Source organism: Paenibacillus sp. GL_099_B (assembly GCF_057835695.1).
Genome location: NZ_CM174430.1, coordinates 4729562 through 4745426 on the forward strand (window position 1 = coordinate 4729562; position 15865 = coordinate 4745426).

A 15865-nucleotide genomic window follows, 5' to 3' on the forward strand; every position below is an offset into this window, starting at 1 on the left:
TATTTCAGAAGATCAGAATGACGATTAACGCTCCGACAAGCATCCCGAGACTGCGGCACATTCGTTCATATTTCATTTGATCGGCTTGGGCACGGGATTCCTCATGCATAAGTTGCTGAATGGCTAACGAGATGTGCTTGGTCTGATCCTGACGATCGCTGGTGCCAAGGCTGAAGCTCAATTGCAGCATGACTTCCCGCTCGTCCGCCTTCATGGCTGATCTTCCCCACGCCTCTTCTATACCAGACTGAAGACTCTCACGAGCAGTATGTCCATGAGGTGGTTCCATTTGCCTGGCTGCGTGGAGGAACAGCGTCCGAACAGGCTCTTTTGTCTGGGCTCCCATTTTCCCCATGGCATCAGGTAACGGAGTCAGCCCGTAGTTAATCTCTGTCATCAACCGCTGGAGAGCGGCGATTAATTCTCGCAGTTGTCTTGGCCTCAAGGCATACTGCCTTGCCTTGTAGAATCCGGCGAGGGTACTGGCCAGCAGAATGATGACTGCACCGAGCATGTTAACCAAATGCCTCACCTCCCACTTCTGTCTGCTGGAGACCACGCATTTTGCCATCTGCCAATCGAAAGGTCATGCCCCGGCTCGTCCGTTGCAGCTGTACATAGCGTTGGAACATCTGCTCGACGATCAGGGTTCTCAGCGCAGGTCTGGAAGAAAGCTCAGCCAAATCACGACCATGCGCAGTAGCGATGACAGATACGCCTGCGTGAAGTGCTTCCATCACCGCCTCCGCATCTTCCGGTCGGCCTATCTCGTCCACGATCAGGACATCGGGAGACATGGAGCGAAGCATCATCATCATTCCCTCAGCCTTTGGACAACCGTCCATGACATCGGTGCGAGGTCCCACATCAAATCCAGGTACGCCCTTGTAACTTCCAGCGATTTCGGACCGCTCATCAACGATGCCAACCTTTAGACGTGGACGTATGCCCTGAACAAGTTCATTGACACCCGTAAGTTTGCTTCCACTACTAATCTGTCTTGCCAGATCCCTCAGTAATGTGGTCTTGCCTTGCTGCGGAGGTGAAAGAATTAAGGTGTGCATGACCTGTCCACTTTTCATGTCCAGCAGATAAGGCAGAATCCGATCAGCGACTCCGTGAATCTCTCTGGCTACCCTGACATTAAATCCATTAATGTCGCGCAAGTATTCGACGCGGCCTCCACTTAACACCGTCCGGCCAGCCAGTCCGATTCGATGCCCGCCAGGAATAGTGATGAACCCTTTACGCAGTTCCTCTTCCAATGTATAAAGCGAATGATTGCTGATCAGATCCAGCAGCCTGTGTGTTACCTCTTTTAAGGGAATATAGGCTTCATCAGGCTTCGAAGTCGGACTGCCCTGGGGTGTGAGGAAGTGATAGGTGTCTCCTGCATTGATTTCCAGCGGTCTTCCTTCACGGATACGTACTTCCTCCACTTTATCTAATAAAGCGGGCGGCATTCTTCCCAGAATGGTTCGAATCGGTTCCGGAAAGATATCCTTCCAGTTCACCATCATGAATAGGCCCCTCCAACCTTGAATTCGGTTTTGTTGCGTTCCTGGTGCTTGTTCATATCTCAAGTTTATGTGTGTACATTGATTTTATGACGCTGAAATCTATCATTTTCTTCAAAATAGGGATGAGAGTTAAAAATCATAGATCAGTCAACTGTTCCAGTTCTAGGCACCCGTCTAGATCCAAGTGCATATAGTGCTTGCAGACAGGTGATATTCATTCCGGGATAAAAAAGGACAGAAACAACTATCCTCAAATATAGAAAGGAGTTGTAGGGAGTGCGAGTCGATGTGGTAGGCAATGTGAATGAAGTTCGAAGAATGGATATTGCAGGACGATGTGTGGTTGTAATCGATGTGTTGCGAACAACCAGTACGATTGTTACGGCACTGGCATACGATGCAGCAGACGTCATTGCTGTAGAAACTGTTCCTCAAGCGAAACAATTGAACGTGAAGGATGCCATTCGTGGCGGGGAGCGTTTTGATAAAAAAATTACAGGATTCGAGGTGGGCAATTCCCCCTATGAATATATGACTCCGAATGTTGCGGGGAAAACCATTATTCTGACTACAACAGATGGAACACGCGCCCTGATCAAGGCATCCAAGGCTAGACATGTGTTTGCAGGCTCATTCCTCAATGTGAAAGCTGTGGCGGCTGTTCTGTGCGAGCTGCGCCGGGATATCTTATTGTTATGCGCCGGGGATCAGGATGAGTTCGCGCTGGAAGATGGTTTATGTGCAGGCAGCATTATCGAGGAGCTGTACCGACAATCCCCTTTCCCAATCATGCTGAACGATCTGGGCCTGGCGCTCCATCAGGCTGCCACTCATGCCGAGGACAAATTACCCGATCTGGTTAGAGTATCCGCTGGTGGCCGAAGGCTGGAGAGGTTAGGGAGGATGCATGACGTAACGTATTGTACCCAATTGAACTTGCTGGACTGCGTTCCGGAGATGGGTGAAGGGAACCGGATGCAACCATTCAGAGGAACGCGTAAGGAACCGCTGTTTAAATTGCTGTGAACAATCTAAAAAGGTGTACTGCGATCCCGAATGGGAATACACAGTACACCTTTGGTGTGTCTTTACACTATATCGTTTTTTATCTGCGAACTTGCGGTCCGCCAATGACTGCCTGCTCAGCAGTATCCAGATCATACGCTGTATGCAGAGCCTTGATTACATCATGAAGCTTCTCTCCATCAATTACACAAGATACCTTGATTTCGGAAGTGCTGACCATCTTAATGCTAACGCCTTCGCCCGAGATGACTTTGAACATCTTCGCAGCAACACCCGGATGGCTAACCATGCCTGCACCAACGATCGAGACTTTAACAAGGTTTTCTTCGGAAGTAACTTCACGGTAAGGCAGGCGGCTATGAAGGGCTTCAATGACACGCAGTGCGTTCTCCCGATCAGTCAGCGCAACAGAGAACGAGAAATCTGCTTTACCGTCCATCACACCGCTCTGAACGATAATGTCAACATCCAGCTGTTCTGATGCAAGGGCACCAAATACTTCAGCGAGAACCCCCGGTTCGTCTGGTACACCCAGAATACTGATGCGAGCCACATTTTTGTCATAGGCAATTCCACTAACTACCACGCCTTGTTCCATTGTTGCTTCCTCCTTCACAACCGTTCCTTCATTATGGTTAAAGCTGGATCTTACAATCAAAGGCACACCGGAATGCTTCGCGTATTCAACTGCACGCGGATGCAATACCGCTGCTCCCAGGTTAGCCAGTTCCAGCATCTCATCGTACGAAATTTCCTTAAGCTTGCGTGCAACCTTCACGATTCGCGGGTCGGTGGAATAGATCCCGTCTACATCCGTGTAAATCTCGCAAGCGTCCGCCTTGATAGCCGCTGCCAGGGCTACTGCCGTTGTATCAGATCCGCCGCGGCCAAGTGTCGTAATCTCGCCTTCTTCAGTCATTCCCTGGAAGCCAGCAACGATTACGATGTTGCCTTCTGCCAACGCCTGATTCACCCGTTCCGGATGAATATCGTTAATCCGCGCTTTGCCGTGTACCGGCTCTGTCCGGAATCCCGCTTGCCAGCCTGTAAATGAAATGGCTTTGCGTCCCAGCGCCTGTATCGCCATGGATAACAATGAAATCGAGATCTGTTCTCCCGTAGTCAAAAGCATATCCATCTCACGTGCAGGCAGTTCACTGTTCAGCTGTTTCGCCTGATCAATCAAATCATCCGTGGTATCTCCCATGGCCGAAACCACGACTACACACTGATGTCCTTCATCCGCTTTTTCTACAACACGTCCGGCTACACGCTTCATGCGCTCTGTATCTCCGACCGAGCTGCCCCCAAATTTCATGACGTACAATGACAACGCAAATCCACTCCCTACCTTGTGCAGTATGCATAATTGATGTCCACCGTCATTATTCTCTCCGAAAAATGACTTTAACCCAGTATATTACGAAAGCGCCTGATAGGCTAATCTTTTTTCGAAAAAAACCCTTTGCCATAGAAATGGCAAAGGGTTGAATTAACGCTTTATTTAGCTTACACCATGTGAACGTTACGCACGGGAAGAGTATTTACCTTCACGAGTATCGATCAGCAGAACATCGCCTTCGTTGATGAATAATGGCACTTGTACATTTAAGCCTGTTTCAACTTTAGCGTTTTTAGTAGCGCCTTGTGCTGTGTTACCTTTTACGCTTGGCTCTGTCTCGATAACTTTCAACTCAACGCTTGTAGGCAAGTCAATTCCGAGGATTTCACCTTGGTAGCTAACGATTTTTACGTTCATGTTTTCTTTGAGGAAGTTCAATTCCCACTCCAGTTGGTCGCTTGTCAGTGTGAACTGATCATATGTTTCGTTGTCCATAAATGTGTGCTCTGTACCACTAGCATACAGGTAGGACACGCCACGGTTTTCGATGATGGCACGGCCAATGGTTTCACCTGCACGGAATGTTTTCTCAACTGTGTTACCGTTGCGCAGGTTTTTCAGTTTGGAACGTACAAAGGCAGCGCCTTTACCTGGTTTAACATGTTGGAAATCAATTACAGTGAAAATGTCGTTGTCCACTTGTACGGTTAAGCCTGTTTTAAAATCGTTTACTGAAATCACAAAAAATCCCTCCTGATATGGTTGAAAAGTAGGTGATATAAGACGATGTCTTAATTTAAAGGTGGGTTCATTCTGAATTGATGACCATGTGCGACGTGACCGTTACCGGTTCGGATCGTTCCTCCGCTTCTTCAGAATCGATTCCGCTCCCTTCACTACTTTTGCAATGGTCCAGAACAATCAGCAATAACCTGTACCTATAAATTAAAAATCGCCTTATATCACCGTTGGCTGTAATTTAGCCGATTACGGTGAACTTCTTGTCCGATTTCGTTAAAATGTGAATACCCGTCTCGGTAATCACAACGTCATCCTCGATACGCACGCCGCCAAGACCGTCAATGTAGATACCCGGTTCAACGGTTACCACCATGCCCGGTTTCAATACATCGTCGCTAAGCTTGGACAAACGAGGAGCCTCATGGACTTCCATACCCAGACCGTGACCCGTGCTGTGTCCGAATTGCTCTCCGTATCCGTGCCCTGCAATGATATCACGTGCCAATGCATCTGCTTCCCGTCCGGTCATGCCCGGTTTCAGGTTCGCCAGCGTATGTAACTGGGCTTCCAGTACGATATCGTAAATTTTACGCAGTTCAGGTACAGGTGTGCCCGTTGCGATGGTACGTGTCAGATCTGAACAGTATCCATCCAAAAGCGCACCAAAGTCAAATGTAATTAACTCATTTTGTCCGATGACTTTGCCACTTGCTACCCCGTGAGGCATAGCAGAACGTTCACCCGATGCCACAATGGTGTCGAACGAAGAGGAAGTTGCTCCATGTTTGCGCATGAAGAACTCCATCTCCAAATCCACTTCACGTTCAGTCATACCCGCTTTTGCGAATTGCAAAACGTGACTGAATGTTGCATCTGCCAGATCCGCAGCTCTTTGCATTACAGCGATCTCATCTTCGTCCTTGAACATGCGAAGTTGCTCCACTATACCGGATACAGCTTTCAATTCAATAGACTGAAGTGCTTCAGCATAAGCAGTATGCGTGCCATAAGTGACATGATCCTGCTCAAAGCCAACCTGTTTGATATTCGCCGATGCAAGCAATTCGCGTACGGATTCCAACGGTTTTGGTCCATGTTCCACAACGGTAAATCCTTTGGCTTGTTGCGGCGCCTGTGTCATGTAACGGAAATCGGTAAGCAAATAAGCTTCCTGTTCCGTAATCAGCACATATCCTGCAGAGCCTGTAAAGCCCGTCATATAACGACGGTTAATCGGATTTGTAATCAGCATAGCCGTGAGTTCATGTTCATGCATGGCCTCACGCAACTTATTTACTCGTTTGTTTTCCATCGGTAACCCTTCTTTCTCTCACATTCCCGGGTCCCCGGCTCAGGTTTGTTTGTCCAGATGACGCACGAGAGCCAGCAGCCCCAGTTCGTAGCTTACTTCGCCAAATCCGGCAATCTGCCCGATTGTTTCTGCAGCAATTACTGAATGATGTCTGAACGCTTCGCGTGCATGAATGTTGGATAAATGTACTTCTACTGTAGGAACTTTTACGGCATTGATGGCATCACGCACAGCATAGCTGTAATGGGTAAGCGCTCCGGCATTCAGCATGATTCCGTCTGCATCGCCCATCGCTGCATGAATTCGATCAATGATGTCCCCTTCGTGATTGGATTGATAAAAAGCGATGGAGACGCCCAGCTCCTCCGCCTGTCTGCGAATTTTGTCCTCAATATCCTTCAGACTAAGCGTTCCATAGATGCCGGGTTCACGTACTCCGAGCATGTTCAGGTTCGGGCCATTGATTACAACAATCCGTTTCATAGCTGCTCCACCCTTTCTGCAAATAACCATCTGCTATTTTAACACAGCCATTGCCGGATTGAGAAGCTTTTTTGCGGCTATGCTCCCGCTTGCTCTGGCTCACGTTTCCGTTCATCCGTGAACTCCATGGCTACGGTGTAGCCAATAAACAGTCCCCATAGCAAAAAGAAACAAACTTCTGTAATGATTGAATCCCATGTTAAGCGGTTTAAGGGCTTCACCATATCCAGTTTGGGACCTACCAGGACAAAGATAATGAGCCACCAAAAAATCCCGTAACCCATGCCTGGAAGCGGGCCTTCCCATTTTTTCAAAGTGAACGTGTAAATCAGGGAGGCGAGGACCGAAAAGACTATAAAAAACAACCAGCCAGTCAAATGCCCTGCTGCAGTATAGATGAAATTATGTTTAAAAAACGGTTCAGCTAAAAATCCCAATGGCACAATCGTAAAATGAAGCAGATAGAACAGCCAATGCAAACCTCCCCAGATAAAACCTGCGAAAAAACCTAGCTCCACTGCAAAAGGGAACGGCTTGGTGAAATAATGTGCCTGGCCTTGTCGCTGGGTAGGACGTCTACCCCGCTCCTTTTGCTCTCCTTTGTCAGCACGCTGATTTTCCTTATGGGATGTGCGTTCACTCGTGTGCTCTGTCATCGATATTCTCCTTCACGTTCAGTTTGCAAAACTGCGAATAAATCTCCATTTTCGTCCTAACTCTACCGGGTAGTATGTACAAATCAGGACAAAGTTAACAACATCGCACTTGGATCGACTCGTAAACTAGAAATTGCTCTCAAAATTCGATACAATAGGGTTATTAAACTGCCTTCGACCATGAAGGCCTAGAACAGAATAGGAAGGTGAATAATTTGCCTCAACAATCCAAGCCTGTCAGCTACGGGGGGCAAGCTGTCATTGAGGGCGTAATGTTCGGCGGTAAACATGTCAACGTTACAGCTGTGCGAAGAAAAGACGGCGAAATTACGTATCTGGAAGTTCCCAAGCAAGACAAGTCCTGGGTCATGAAATTGCGGCGGATTCCACTACTGCGCGGGATTGTCAGCATTATAGATTCGAGCGTCAAAGGAAGCAAACATCTCAATTATTCTGCTGACGCATATGCTGATGATGAACTGGAACCCGAAGAAAAAACAAAGCAAAAAGAAAAAGAAGGCTCAGGTTGGAGCCTTAGCATGATTATCGGCGTCACCGCAGTAGCTATCCTTTCGTTCCTCTTTGGTAAAATTGTGCTTACATTGTTGCCGGTTGTTATTGAGAATTTTCTATTCAAAAATGCATTCGACAATCAGTTTTTGCATAATTTACTGGAAGGCGGAATTAAGCTGATTCTGTTGCTTGCCTATCTGTGGCTGATTTCCCAGACACCGATGATTAAACGGCTGTTCCAATACCACGGTGCAGAACATAAAGTCATTAGTGCTCATGAAGCCGGAGAAGAACTTACACCAGAGAATGTGCAGAAGTATAGCCGTCTGCATTACCGTTGCGGAAGCAGTTTTATTATGCTGACTGTCATTATCGGCATATTTTTGTACTCGCTCTTCACATACGATAACCTCTGGGAACGTATGGGACAGCGGTTACTGTTGTTGCCAGTAGTACTCGGTATTTCATTCGAATTGTTGAAGATGACCAACTCGGTACGTGACATCCCTGTACTTCGTTATCTCGGATACCCAGGGTTGTGGCTGCAATTGCTGACAACCAAAGAGCCAACGAATGAACAGGTAGAAGTATCCATTGCTTCGTTTAACCGTATGCGTGAATTGGATGCCAAACTCGCAAACGTTTCGGCCACGTCGGAAGTTCCTGTTGCAACACTTGATCCTGTGAAAGGGTGAATGATATGAAGAAGCAGGCAATCCTATTTTGGACGTTCATCGCACTCGCTGCTATTGGAATCTTGACTAGGCTGGGAAGTGGAGGTTTATCCCAAATTATCATCCCCCTCGTCGTGTTCGGAGTTGTGTTCCTGCTCTATAAATATCCGCCCCGCCGTTGGGCACGCAAGACATCATCACCGAAGATTAAACCATCGGCTAAAACCATGGCTAAAGTTAATGCACAGTCTGGTGCCCGAAAAAGTAGCGGTTCTTCCAAAAAACGCAAAGATTATCCTTTCCAAGTGATTCAGGGACAAAAGGGTAAAAGTGATGAAGACGTACCTAAGTATCACTAAAGCGCTGATATCGGCGAAACACACAGAAAAGCAATTCTCCAAACATGCGGAGAATTGCTTTTTCATTTTTATACAGGAGTCAGAGGTGGTGTTTCCGCTTGTTTCTTTCTCAGTTCTCGTCTCTGTTTGTCCAGCTGCTCACCATATATCTTGGTATTCCATCCACTGAAAAATTCAGTACCGGCGGTTACCCCAGATTGATATAAAGCTGTACTGTCCTGTACGGAAAGGTGAAATTCTGTAGGTTTAATTCCAAGGGTAGGAATTTTCACAGTACGGAATCGATTAACCTGTTCGATATATCGCTCATCATGAGCAGTAAGCATCGTTTCAACCAATGCCTGAAGCATACTTAGAGGCCCTCTGATTCTAGCTGGCTCTCCTTCGGTTTTTCCAACCATTTTAAAACCGACTACAGGGATGAGATCTCCTCCACGTTCTGTACGCTCTCCATCAAACAACCAGAGCGGAAAATTGCTCAGCAATGCTCCATCGACGATGTAAACAAACTGGTCCGCAAAACGTAATCCTTTGGACAGGATCGGGGATTTGCGAATGGCAACCGGGTCGAAGAAATAGGGGATACTGCAACTCATACGTACGGCCTTGGCTACTTCCAGTTTCGAAGGATCAATTCCGAATCGTTTGATATCGTCTGGAAGCACCAAAATGGTGCCATTGGAAATGTCGGATGCAATGATTAGCAACTTACCTGGAGGCAGATCAGCAAACGTCCGCACCCCTTTTTTTTTCAGCATATCCCGAATCCAGCATTCCAGCGCTTCCCCGGAATATAGTCCTTTCTTCAAAAATAGCCTTGCTGCGGGTCCAATCCACTTGGTATCAAATATGGGAGAACGTCGCAGCAACGAAGCAAATGGCGTATTCTCGATAATGCCTTTCATCTCTTCCGCCGAATAGCCCGCGGCCAGCAAAGCAGCTACGATGGAACCCGATGACGTGCCCGCCACGCGATTGAACTCAACACCGTGATCCTCTGCACCCTTTACGGCGCCAGCAAGCGAAATTCCCTTTACGCCGCCACCTTCAAATACTCCATTAATCAACACAATAAAACCCCCGTTCTCCAGGCAGTCCATGCTACTACTGCCACTGTATGAGAACAGGGGTTGGTCATATTACGTTAAAATGTTTACAGTCCATAATAGGCTTTTAATTTGGCAATCAAGCCAAGCGGGTTTTTCGTCAGGTATTGTGAGCTGAAGAAAATATCCCCTTTCACCGTATCATATTTCTCATTATATATAAGCTGATCAATGATCTCCTGGGATGTCTGCCACCCAATTTCCGGTGTGCCAAGCTTATAAGGCGAGTGACCAATGTACAATTTCACATCAGTATTAGCCACTTCATTGGCCCACCAGTCAACCACCTTGTCATATCGTGCTGCGCTTAGTGTCATGCTCCAGTACACTTGGGGTGCAACATAGTCAATCCACTCCTGCTTGATCCACGTCCGCACATCCGCATTCATGCTGTCATAAGCGGTTACTCCGGCTTTTGTATCAGAACCTGTCATATCAACCGATTTGTTACGCCATACACCAAATGGGCTAATGCCATATTGAACGCCAGCTTTTACCTTGTGGATGCTCTCTCCGAGCTGCTTGACGAATTGATTGATGTTGTCCCGGCGCCATTCTGCACGGTCACTCGTATTCAACGTATTGTATGCTTTGAAAGCCGCATCATCATTAAACGTTACATTGGAAGGATAGAAGTAATCATCCAAATGTACCCCATCAACATCATACTGATTAACCACTTCCATGATGGAATCAATAATATGCTGTCTCGCTTCCGGAATGCCTGGATTAATATACAGTTTGCCTGATGCATTAACAATCCAGTCCGGATGAAGCTTGGATACATGATTGGCTGCAAGCCCGGTTGTAGTTGCCGAATTGGTAGCCCGGAACGGGTTGAACCAGGCATGGAACTCAAGGCCACGTTTGTGAGCTTCCTCGATCATAAATGCAAGTGGATCATACCCGGGATCTTTCCCCTGTGTACCTGTCAGCACACTATTCCACGGTACAAGACCTGATGGATAGATTGCATCACCGCTGGCTCGCACTTGAACAAATACGGCGTTGATACCCATATCCTTCAACGTATCAAGCTGCTGAATGAACTCCAACTTTTGTTTTTCTACATTTCCTTTGGCACTAGATGAAGGCCAGTCTCCGTTTACGGTCGAAATCCAGGCTCCTCGCATCTCATCCGTATTTGGCGTAGTTCCCGTTCCTCCAGGTTCTGCTGGTGTCACTGGAGTAGGATTAGGGGCATTACCAGTGGTCAGATTAATCGTCTGCTCAGACTGGTTCCAGGTGACCTGGATACCCAAGTTCTCACTGACGAATCGAATCGGTACCATGACACGGCCTTGCTTCAGTTCTACCGATGCATCAAGATCAACCACGGCACTATCCACCGTTGCCTGCTGGCGTCCACTCGTCATTGTAATGACTGAATCGGATTTCTTGATTGTAACCGTGCGTGTAGCCTGTGACCAAAGCACAGATGCCCCCAGTCCTTCGCTAATGACACGTAGGGGGACCATCGTTACATTTACTTTGGGCAAAATGTAAGGTGAAACATCCGACTCCAAAAGCTGACCATCCAAATAAATAACAATTTCCTTTTGACTAGCTGCCTGCGCCGTCAGTCCTGATGTTTGTAAACCCAGAACAAAAATGAGCAGCAGGATGAATCCTTTACGAAGCTTCATCAGTGCAATCCTCCAAAATAATTATAAATTCGCGGCAAATTCTGCTAGTTTAATAGACGCTCCTAATGATTGTTAAGTTGCGAATAATCGCCAAATTTTGGTCAAAAAAAGAAAAAGGACGCTCCCTACCGTTTTAGCGGCAGGTGCATCCTCTGATTTTGAATGGATATTCATTGTAATTTTTCAGGTGAGTCTGGCTTTGAAAACTTAAGATTCTGTATTGCTCATGACATCTTGTATACTTTTAAGATCACGCAATCGATTCTCATCCTGGCGGAAATATTCAACCAAAGATTCGATGCAGGTAATGGAATCCCAGCTCAAATGGTGTTCAATCCCTTCAACATCCTGGTAAATATTTTCTTCCTGAACACCAATCGTCGTCAAAAATTGTTCAAGCAGATGATGGCGCTCCATCAATCGTTTGCCCATCTTTTTGCCTTTTGGCGTAAGCACCAGCCCGCGGTACTTTTCATAGATCAGGTACTCGTCTTTGTCCAGCTTTTGGATCATCTTCGTCACCGATGAAGGATGTACTTCCAAACCTTCAGCTATATCAGACACACGAGCATAGCCCTTTTCATCAATTAATTTGTATATACGCTCCAAATAATCTTCCATACTGGGCGTTGGCATCTGCTTCCCTCTCTTCTCTCTGACCGGCAATATTCTTGCCTGATCCCTATCTTATAATGATACATGTTATCAATACGCATTGGCAAGTCCTGCACAATTCATTCACTATTTACTCTCCATAAAACACTTCTCCGGGCTCAAATACCATTTCCATTACGCAAGTATTGGCAATGGTGACTTATCCCGAAACGAGGCAAACTAAGCATGGTTCCGTATGAAAGGAGTGATTACGTGAGTACAAGTGTCGCACATCCACCCGTTCGCAAAGCAAAAGGCACTAAACCTTTTATTCCCGATTTGGTGTATTTTGAACCCGGTGCGTTGGAATATGAGAAAGGTAAACAGATTATGGAATGGGTTACCTCTAGGGATATTCCATATCAGATGACGACATCCCATAATCGAATCACCAATCTCCCTGGTGAAACAGAACAGGAAAAATACCGAATGGCCAAGCGTACCCTTGTCGTCGGCGTGCGTAAAACACTCAAGTTTGACCAATCGAAGCCTTCGGCCGAATATGCCATTCCTATCTCCACGGGCTGTATGGGCCACTGTCATTATTGTTATCTTCAAACGACACTTGGGGCCAAGCCTTATGTCCGTGTATATGTAAACACCGAAGAAATCATTCAGGCCGCCAAGGGATACATTGAGGAACGTGCACCTGAACTTACCCGTTTTGAAGCAGCCTGTACATCTGATCCCGTAGGTCTGGAGCATATTACAGGAAATCTCGGTGACCTAATTCGTTTTATGGCGGATGAGGAGCACGGACGACTTCGCTTTGTTACCAAATACCATCATGTAGATCCTTTATTAAACATCAAGCATAACGGACACACTCGTATCCGTTTCAGCGTGAATTCCGATTATGTGATCAAAAATTTTGAGCCAGCCACCTCACGGTTTGAAGAGCGTATTGAAGCCGCAGGCAAAATAGCTCATGCCGGATATCCGCTCGGATTCATTATTGCCCCAATTATGTGGTACGACGGATGGGAAGAAGGATATAGCGAGCTTTTACACAAGCTTGCCGATACACTTCCTGAAGAAGCAACCAAGAATCTAACCTTTGAAATGATCCAGCACCGTTTTACCAAAACGGCAAAAGCCACCATTGAGAAGCGCTACCCCAAAACCAAGCTGGAGATGGATATCGAAAAGCGGAAAATGAAATGGGGCCGCTGGGGCCAGTACAAATATGTGTATAAGGATGATCAGCAGGATGCCCTGCGCGAGTTTATTACTGAGCGCATTTTTGAGCATTTCCCACTAGCCAACATTGATTACTTCACTTAAGCGTAGGGATGACACCTTATATTAAAGAGCCATTGATTAAAAAAGCAGGTTACATGAGCCCAGAATCATTCTGGTTTCCATGTAGCCTGCTTTGTTCTTATTTAAAATAACCCTTGAGTAAAACAAAAAGCTTCGTTGCTGTGCTATATAATCATCCAGTCTGGTGTAATTTGCTGTAGCCAGATCGTAATTTTCGTCATTTGATCTGTGAATAACAGCACTCCGAGGAACAACATTAATGCGCCCCCGGCTTTCATCATGATATTGGAATAACGTAAAATCCATCGTGTAGAACCGATAAAAAAGGCCAGAATGAAAAACGGTAACGCAAATCCGGCCGTGTAGCCTGTAATCAAAGCCAACCAGGTTGTTGGTTCGCTCGCAGCCATCGCGATGATGGCTGTCAAAATCGGTCCAATACAAGGCGACCAACCTGCCGAGAAACCAATACCAAAAATAAATGAGCCCAAGTAACCCGCTGGTTTCCATTTCATATCCATCTTGCGCTCTTTCATCAGAAACTGAGGTTTGAACAAACCAAGCAAGAATAAACCCATTAACATAATCAAGATCGCGGATAATTGACGAATGAGATCACGGTTATCATTGAAAAATTGGCCAAACAATCCGGCTCCCAGCCCGAGCGAATAAAACACAGCCGAGAAGCCCAAAATAAACGCCAGCGTATGAGTCAATGTCTTGAAGCGAACTTCACGCTGATTGCGTTCATCCTTCAACCGTTGTACCGTCATCCCCGTAATGTAGGAAAGATACGAAGGATACAGCGGAAGACAGCATGGTGATATAAACGAAGCTAATCCTGCTACAAAAGCCAGCCACACATTAACATCAGGCATGAAGCGGATGTCTCCCTTCCCTGGGGGCTCACTTGCTCACGTTCAGACTTAGGCTCGGAACCCTTTTTTTCCAATCATCGTAAGAATCAGCATCATGATAAGCAAAAGTACAATTGTTGCTCCTGGTGCAAGGTTCCATATCCCGGCCACAACCAGTCCAATGACCACGGCAATTTCGCCAACCACCACGGACAATATAATCGCCGATTTGAAACTTCGTGCCATCAGCAAGCTTACAGCTACCGGAATGGTAAGCAATGCCGATACCAGCAATGCGCCCACGATTTTGATCGCCGTACTAATGACAAGGGCTGTCATCACCGTAATCAGCATGTTAAGCAATTTCACAGGCAACCCTGTAACCGCTGCGGCATCCTCTTCAAAGCTGAGCAGGAAAAACTCCTTATGTAACAGCGCTACAACGATGACCACGATCAACGTGACCACACCAACCAGCTTCAAATCCGTAGAGTCCAGTGTATAAATACTGCCGAACAGGTAACTCATAACATCTGTATTATATCCTTTGCCCAGCGTAAAGAACAACGAAGCCAGCGCTACTCCACCGGACATGATGATCGCGATCGATAACTCGGCGTAACTCTTGTACGCCTTACGTAATTTCTCTATCGCAAATGATGCGAGCACGGCGAAAATAAGCCCCACCGCAATCGGATAAACTTCAATCAGGAATCCGAGTGCAACCCCGGCAATAGTCACATGAGACAGGGTATCCCCGATCATGGATAAACGGCGCAGCACCAGAAACAATCCGATCAACGGTGCGGTGATGCCGATTAGTAATCCCCCCGCCAGCGCCCGCTGAAAAAAATCACTCATTAAAATTTCCAAAACACACACGACTCCTTCGGCCTTGCTCTAATCTGGTTGCGCACTCGCGTCTAACGTACCTGGGTGGTGGTATGCTGCAAATTAGTCTCTGCACAATCTTCCACCTCATGGGAATGACGGACATGGAAATGAATTTTTCCGTTTGTCACCGCTGCTTTGGAACCGAGATAACTCTCCATCCGGTCCATATCATGTGATACCATCAGGAATGTCATCCGGTGGTGTTCATGCATATGGGTAATCAGTTCGAAAAAACTGGCCTGGGATTCAGCGTCGATACCCACCGTCGGTTCATCCAGAATCAACAGATCAGGGTGATTAATAAGCGCCCGTGCCAAAAACACACGCTGTTGCTGTCCGCCGGACAGTTGTCCGATCCGTTTGTTCGCCAGATCCTCAATCCGCATCACTTGTAGGGCATCTGTGCACTGCTGCTGACATTTACGAGACATTCGGCGGAACATATTCTTGTTATTGTACAAGCCGGACATCACGACTTCCCGTACCGTCGCAGGGAACAATGGGTTGAACGCATTTTTTTGCGGAACATAACCAATCCGTTCCCAATCCTTGAATCGGCGGATCGATTGTCCGAATAGCTTGATATCTCCCTCGGCTGGAGGCAAGAGTCCAACCAACATCCGTAGCAATGTCGTTTTGCCCGCCCCGTTTGAACCGATAATTCCGACAAAATCCCTTTCCTGGACCATAAAATCGAGATTTTCAATTACTCGCTGGTCACCGTAGGAAAATGATAGTTTCTCGATCTCTATGATTGGATCATGACACAATGGCATGATTTGCTGCATGGCAAAGCCGCCCTTCATTATATATAAGGAT

At 46.7% G+C, this 15865-nt stretch carries 17 protein-coding genes; 4 read left to right on the top strand and 13 right to left on the bottom strand.

The window, feature by feature from the left end:
• Positions 1–4: 4 nt before the first annotated feature.
• Together spoIIIAB and spoIIIAA are read right to left on the bottom strand one after the other, a co-directional pair.
• Positions 5–523: a stage III sporulation protein SpoIIIAB gene (gene spoIIIAB, locus AC3ITG_RS21515; protein WP_063565694.1), complete on the bottom strand. Its 519-nt coding sequence runs from the start codon at positions 521–523 to the stop codon at positions 5–7.
• Positions 516–1520 (bottom strand): stage III sporulation protein AA, encoded by a 1005-nt coding sequence (gene spoIIIAA, locus AC3ITG_RS21520; RefSeq protein ID WP_413372417.1) that lies wholly within the window; start codon positions 1518–1520, stop codon positions 516–518. Before spoIIIAA ends, spoIIIAB begins: the two co-directional genes overlap by 8 nt.
• Before the next feature lie 276 nt (positions 1521–1796).
• On the opposite strand from spoIIIAA, the gene AC3ITG_RS21525 reads away from it, so the two are divergent.
• A complete protein-coding gene (locus tag AC3ITG_RS21525; protein ID WP_413372419.1) occupies positions 1797–2546 on the top strand; it encodes a 2-phosphosulfolactate phosphatase in 750 nt (249 codons plus the stop codon).
• A gap of 79 nt (positions 2547–2625) precedes the next feature.
• On the opposite strand, the gene AC3ITG_RS21530 is transcribed toward AC3ITG_RS21525, so the two are convergent.
• The 5 genes from AC3ITG_RS21530 to AC3ITG_RS21550 all read right to left on the bottom strand — a co-directional run bounded on the left by AC3ITG_RS21530 (position 2626) and on the right by AC3ITG_RS21550 (position 7080).
• Complete coding sequence (locus AC3ITG_RS21530; protein WP_489251313.1) at positions 2626–3879, bottom strand: aspartate kinase; 1254 nt, start codon at positions 3877–3879, stop codon at positions 2626–2628.
• A 192-nt stretch (positions 3880–4071) separates the two neighbouring features.
• Positions 4072–4629: an elongation factor P gene (gene efp / locus AC3ITG_RS21535; RefSeq protein ID WP_053784402.1), complete on the bottom strand. Its 558-nt coding sequence runs from the start codon at positions 4627–4629 to the stop codon at positions 4072–4074.
• 238 nt (positions 4630–4867) lie between these two features.
• Positions 4868–5941, bottom strand: a complete 1074-nt coding sequence (locus AC3ITG_RS21540; RefSeq protein WP_413372422.1) for a M24 family metallopeptidase — start codon at positions 5939–5941, stop codon at positions 4868–4870.
• Positions 5942–5980: 39 nt separating this feature from the next.
• On the bottom strand, positions 5981–6424 hold the full coding sequence (aroQ, locus tag AC3ITG_RS21545) for a type II 3-dehydroquinate dehydratase (RefSeq protein WP_076291868.1): 444 nt from the start codon (positions 6422–6424) through the stop codon (positions 5981–5983).
• A gap of 77 nt (positions 6425–6501) precedes the next feature.
• Positions 6502–7080, bottom strand: a complete 579-nt coding sequence (locus tag AC3ITG_RS21550; RefSeq protein WP_489251314.1) for a YqhR family membrane protein — start codon at positions 7078–7080, stop codon at positions 6502–6504.
• Between the two features lie 215 nt (positions 7081–7295).
• Here AC3ITG_RS21550 and AC3ITG_RS21555 point away from each other — a divergent pair, with 215 nt between their 5' ends.
• Both AC3ITG_RS21555 and AC3ITG_RS21560 read left to right on the top strand, forming a co-directional pair.
• A complete protein-coding gene (locus tag AC3ITG_RS21555; RefSeq protein WP_413372424.1) occupies positions 7296–8288 on the top strand; it encodes a DUF1385 domain-containing protein in 993 nt (330 codons plus the stop codon).
• A 5-nt stretch (positions 8289–8293) separates the two neighbouring features.
• Entirely contained in the window at positions 8294–8626 is a 333-nt protein-coding gene (locus AC3ITG_RS21560) for a hypothetical protein (RefSeq protein ID WP_413372425.1), read from the top strand.
• 68 nt (positions 8627–8694) lie between these two features.
• Here AC3ITG_RS21560 and AC3ITG_RS21565 read toward each other — a convergent pair whose 3' ends face one another.
• The 3 genes from AC3ITG_RS21565 to mntR all read right to left on the bottom strand — a co-directional run bounded on the left by AC3ITG_RS21565 (position 8695) and on the right by mntR (position 12014).
• Positions 8695–9696 (bottom strand): patatin-like phospholipase family protein, encoded by a 1002-nt coding sequence (locus AC3ITG_RS21565; protein ID WP_413372426.1) that lies wholly within the window; start codon positions 9694–9696, stop codon positions 8695–8697.
• 83 nt (positions 9697–9779) lie between these two features.
• Positions 9780–11378 carry a family 10 glycosylhydrolase gene (locus AC3ITG_RS21570; RefSeq protein ID WP_413372428.1) on the bottom strand — a complete coding sequence of 533 codons (1599 nt, stop codon included), beginning with the start codon at positions 11376–11378 and terminating at the stop codon, positions 9780–9782.
• Positions 11379–11585: 207 nt separating this feature from the next.
• On the bottom strand, positions 11586–12014 hold the full coding sequence (mntR, locus tag AC3ITG_RS21575) for a transcriptional regulator MntR (protein ID WP_063565683.1): 429 nt from the start codon (positions 12012–12014) through the stop codon (positions 11586–11588).
• A 231-nt stretch (positions 12015–12245) separates the two neighbouring features.
• Between mntR and splB the strand changes: the two genes are divergently transcribed.
• A complete protein-coding gene (gene splB, locus AC3ITG_RS21580) occupies positions 12246–13316 on the top strand; it encodes a spore photoproduct lyase (protein ID WP_413372429.1) in 1071 nt (356 codons plus the stop codon).
• Between the two features lie 143 nt (positions 13317–13459).
• Here splB and AC3ITG_RS21585 read toward each other — a convergent pair whose 3' ends face one another.
• The 3 genes from AC3ITG_RS21585 to AC3ITG_RS21595 are packed head-to-tail and all read right to left on the bottom strand — an operon-like array spanning position 13460 to position 15834.
• Positions 13460–14173, bottom strand: coding sequence for a cytochrome c biogenesis CcdA family protein (locus AC3ITG_RS21585; RefSeq protein WP_024631017.1), 714 nt, complete (start codon positions 14171–14173; stop codon positions 13460–13462).
• A gap of 48 nt (positions 14174–14221) precedes the next feature.
• Complete coding sequence (locus AC3ITG_RS21590; protein ID WP_489251315.1) at positions 14222–15025, bottom strand: metal ABC transporter permease; 804 nt, start codon at positions 15023–15025, stop codon at positions 14222–14224.
• A 50-nt stretch (positions 15026–15075) separates the two neighbouring features.
• The gene (locus tag AC3ITG_RS21595) at positions 15076–15834 is read right to left on the bottom strand and encodes a metal ABC transporter ATP-binding protein (protein WP_053784393.1); all 759 of its coding nucleotides are present in this window, start codon (positions 15832–15834) and stop codon (positions 15076–15078) included.
• Between the last annotated feature and the right edge of the window lie 31 nt (positions 15835–15865).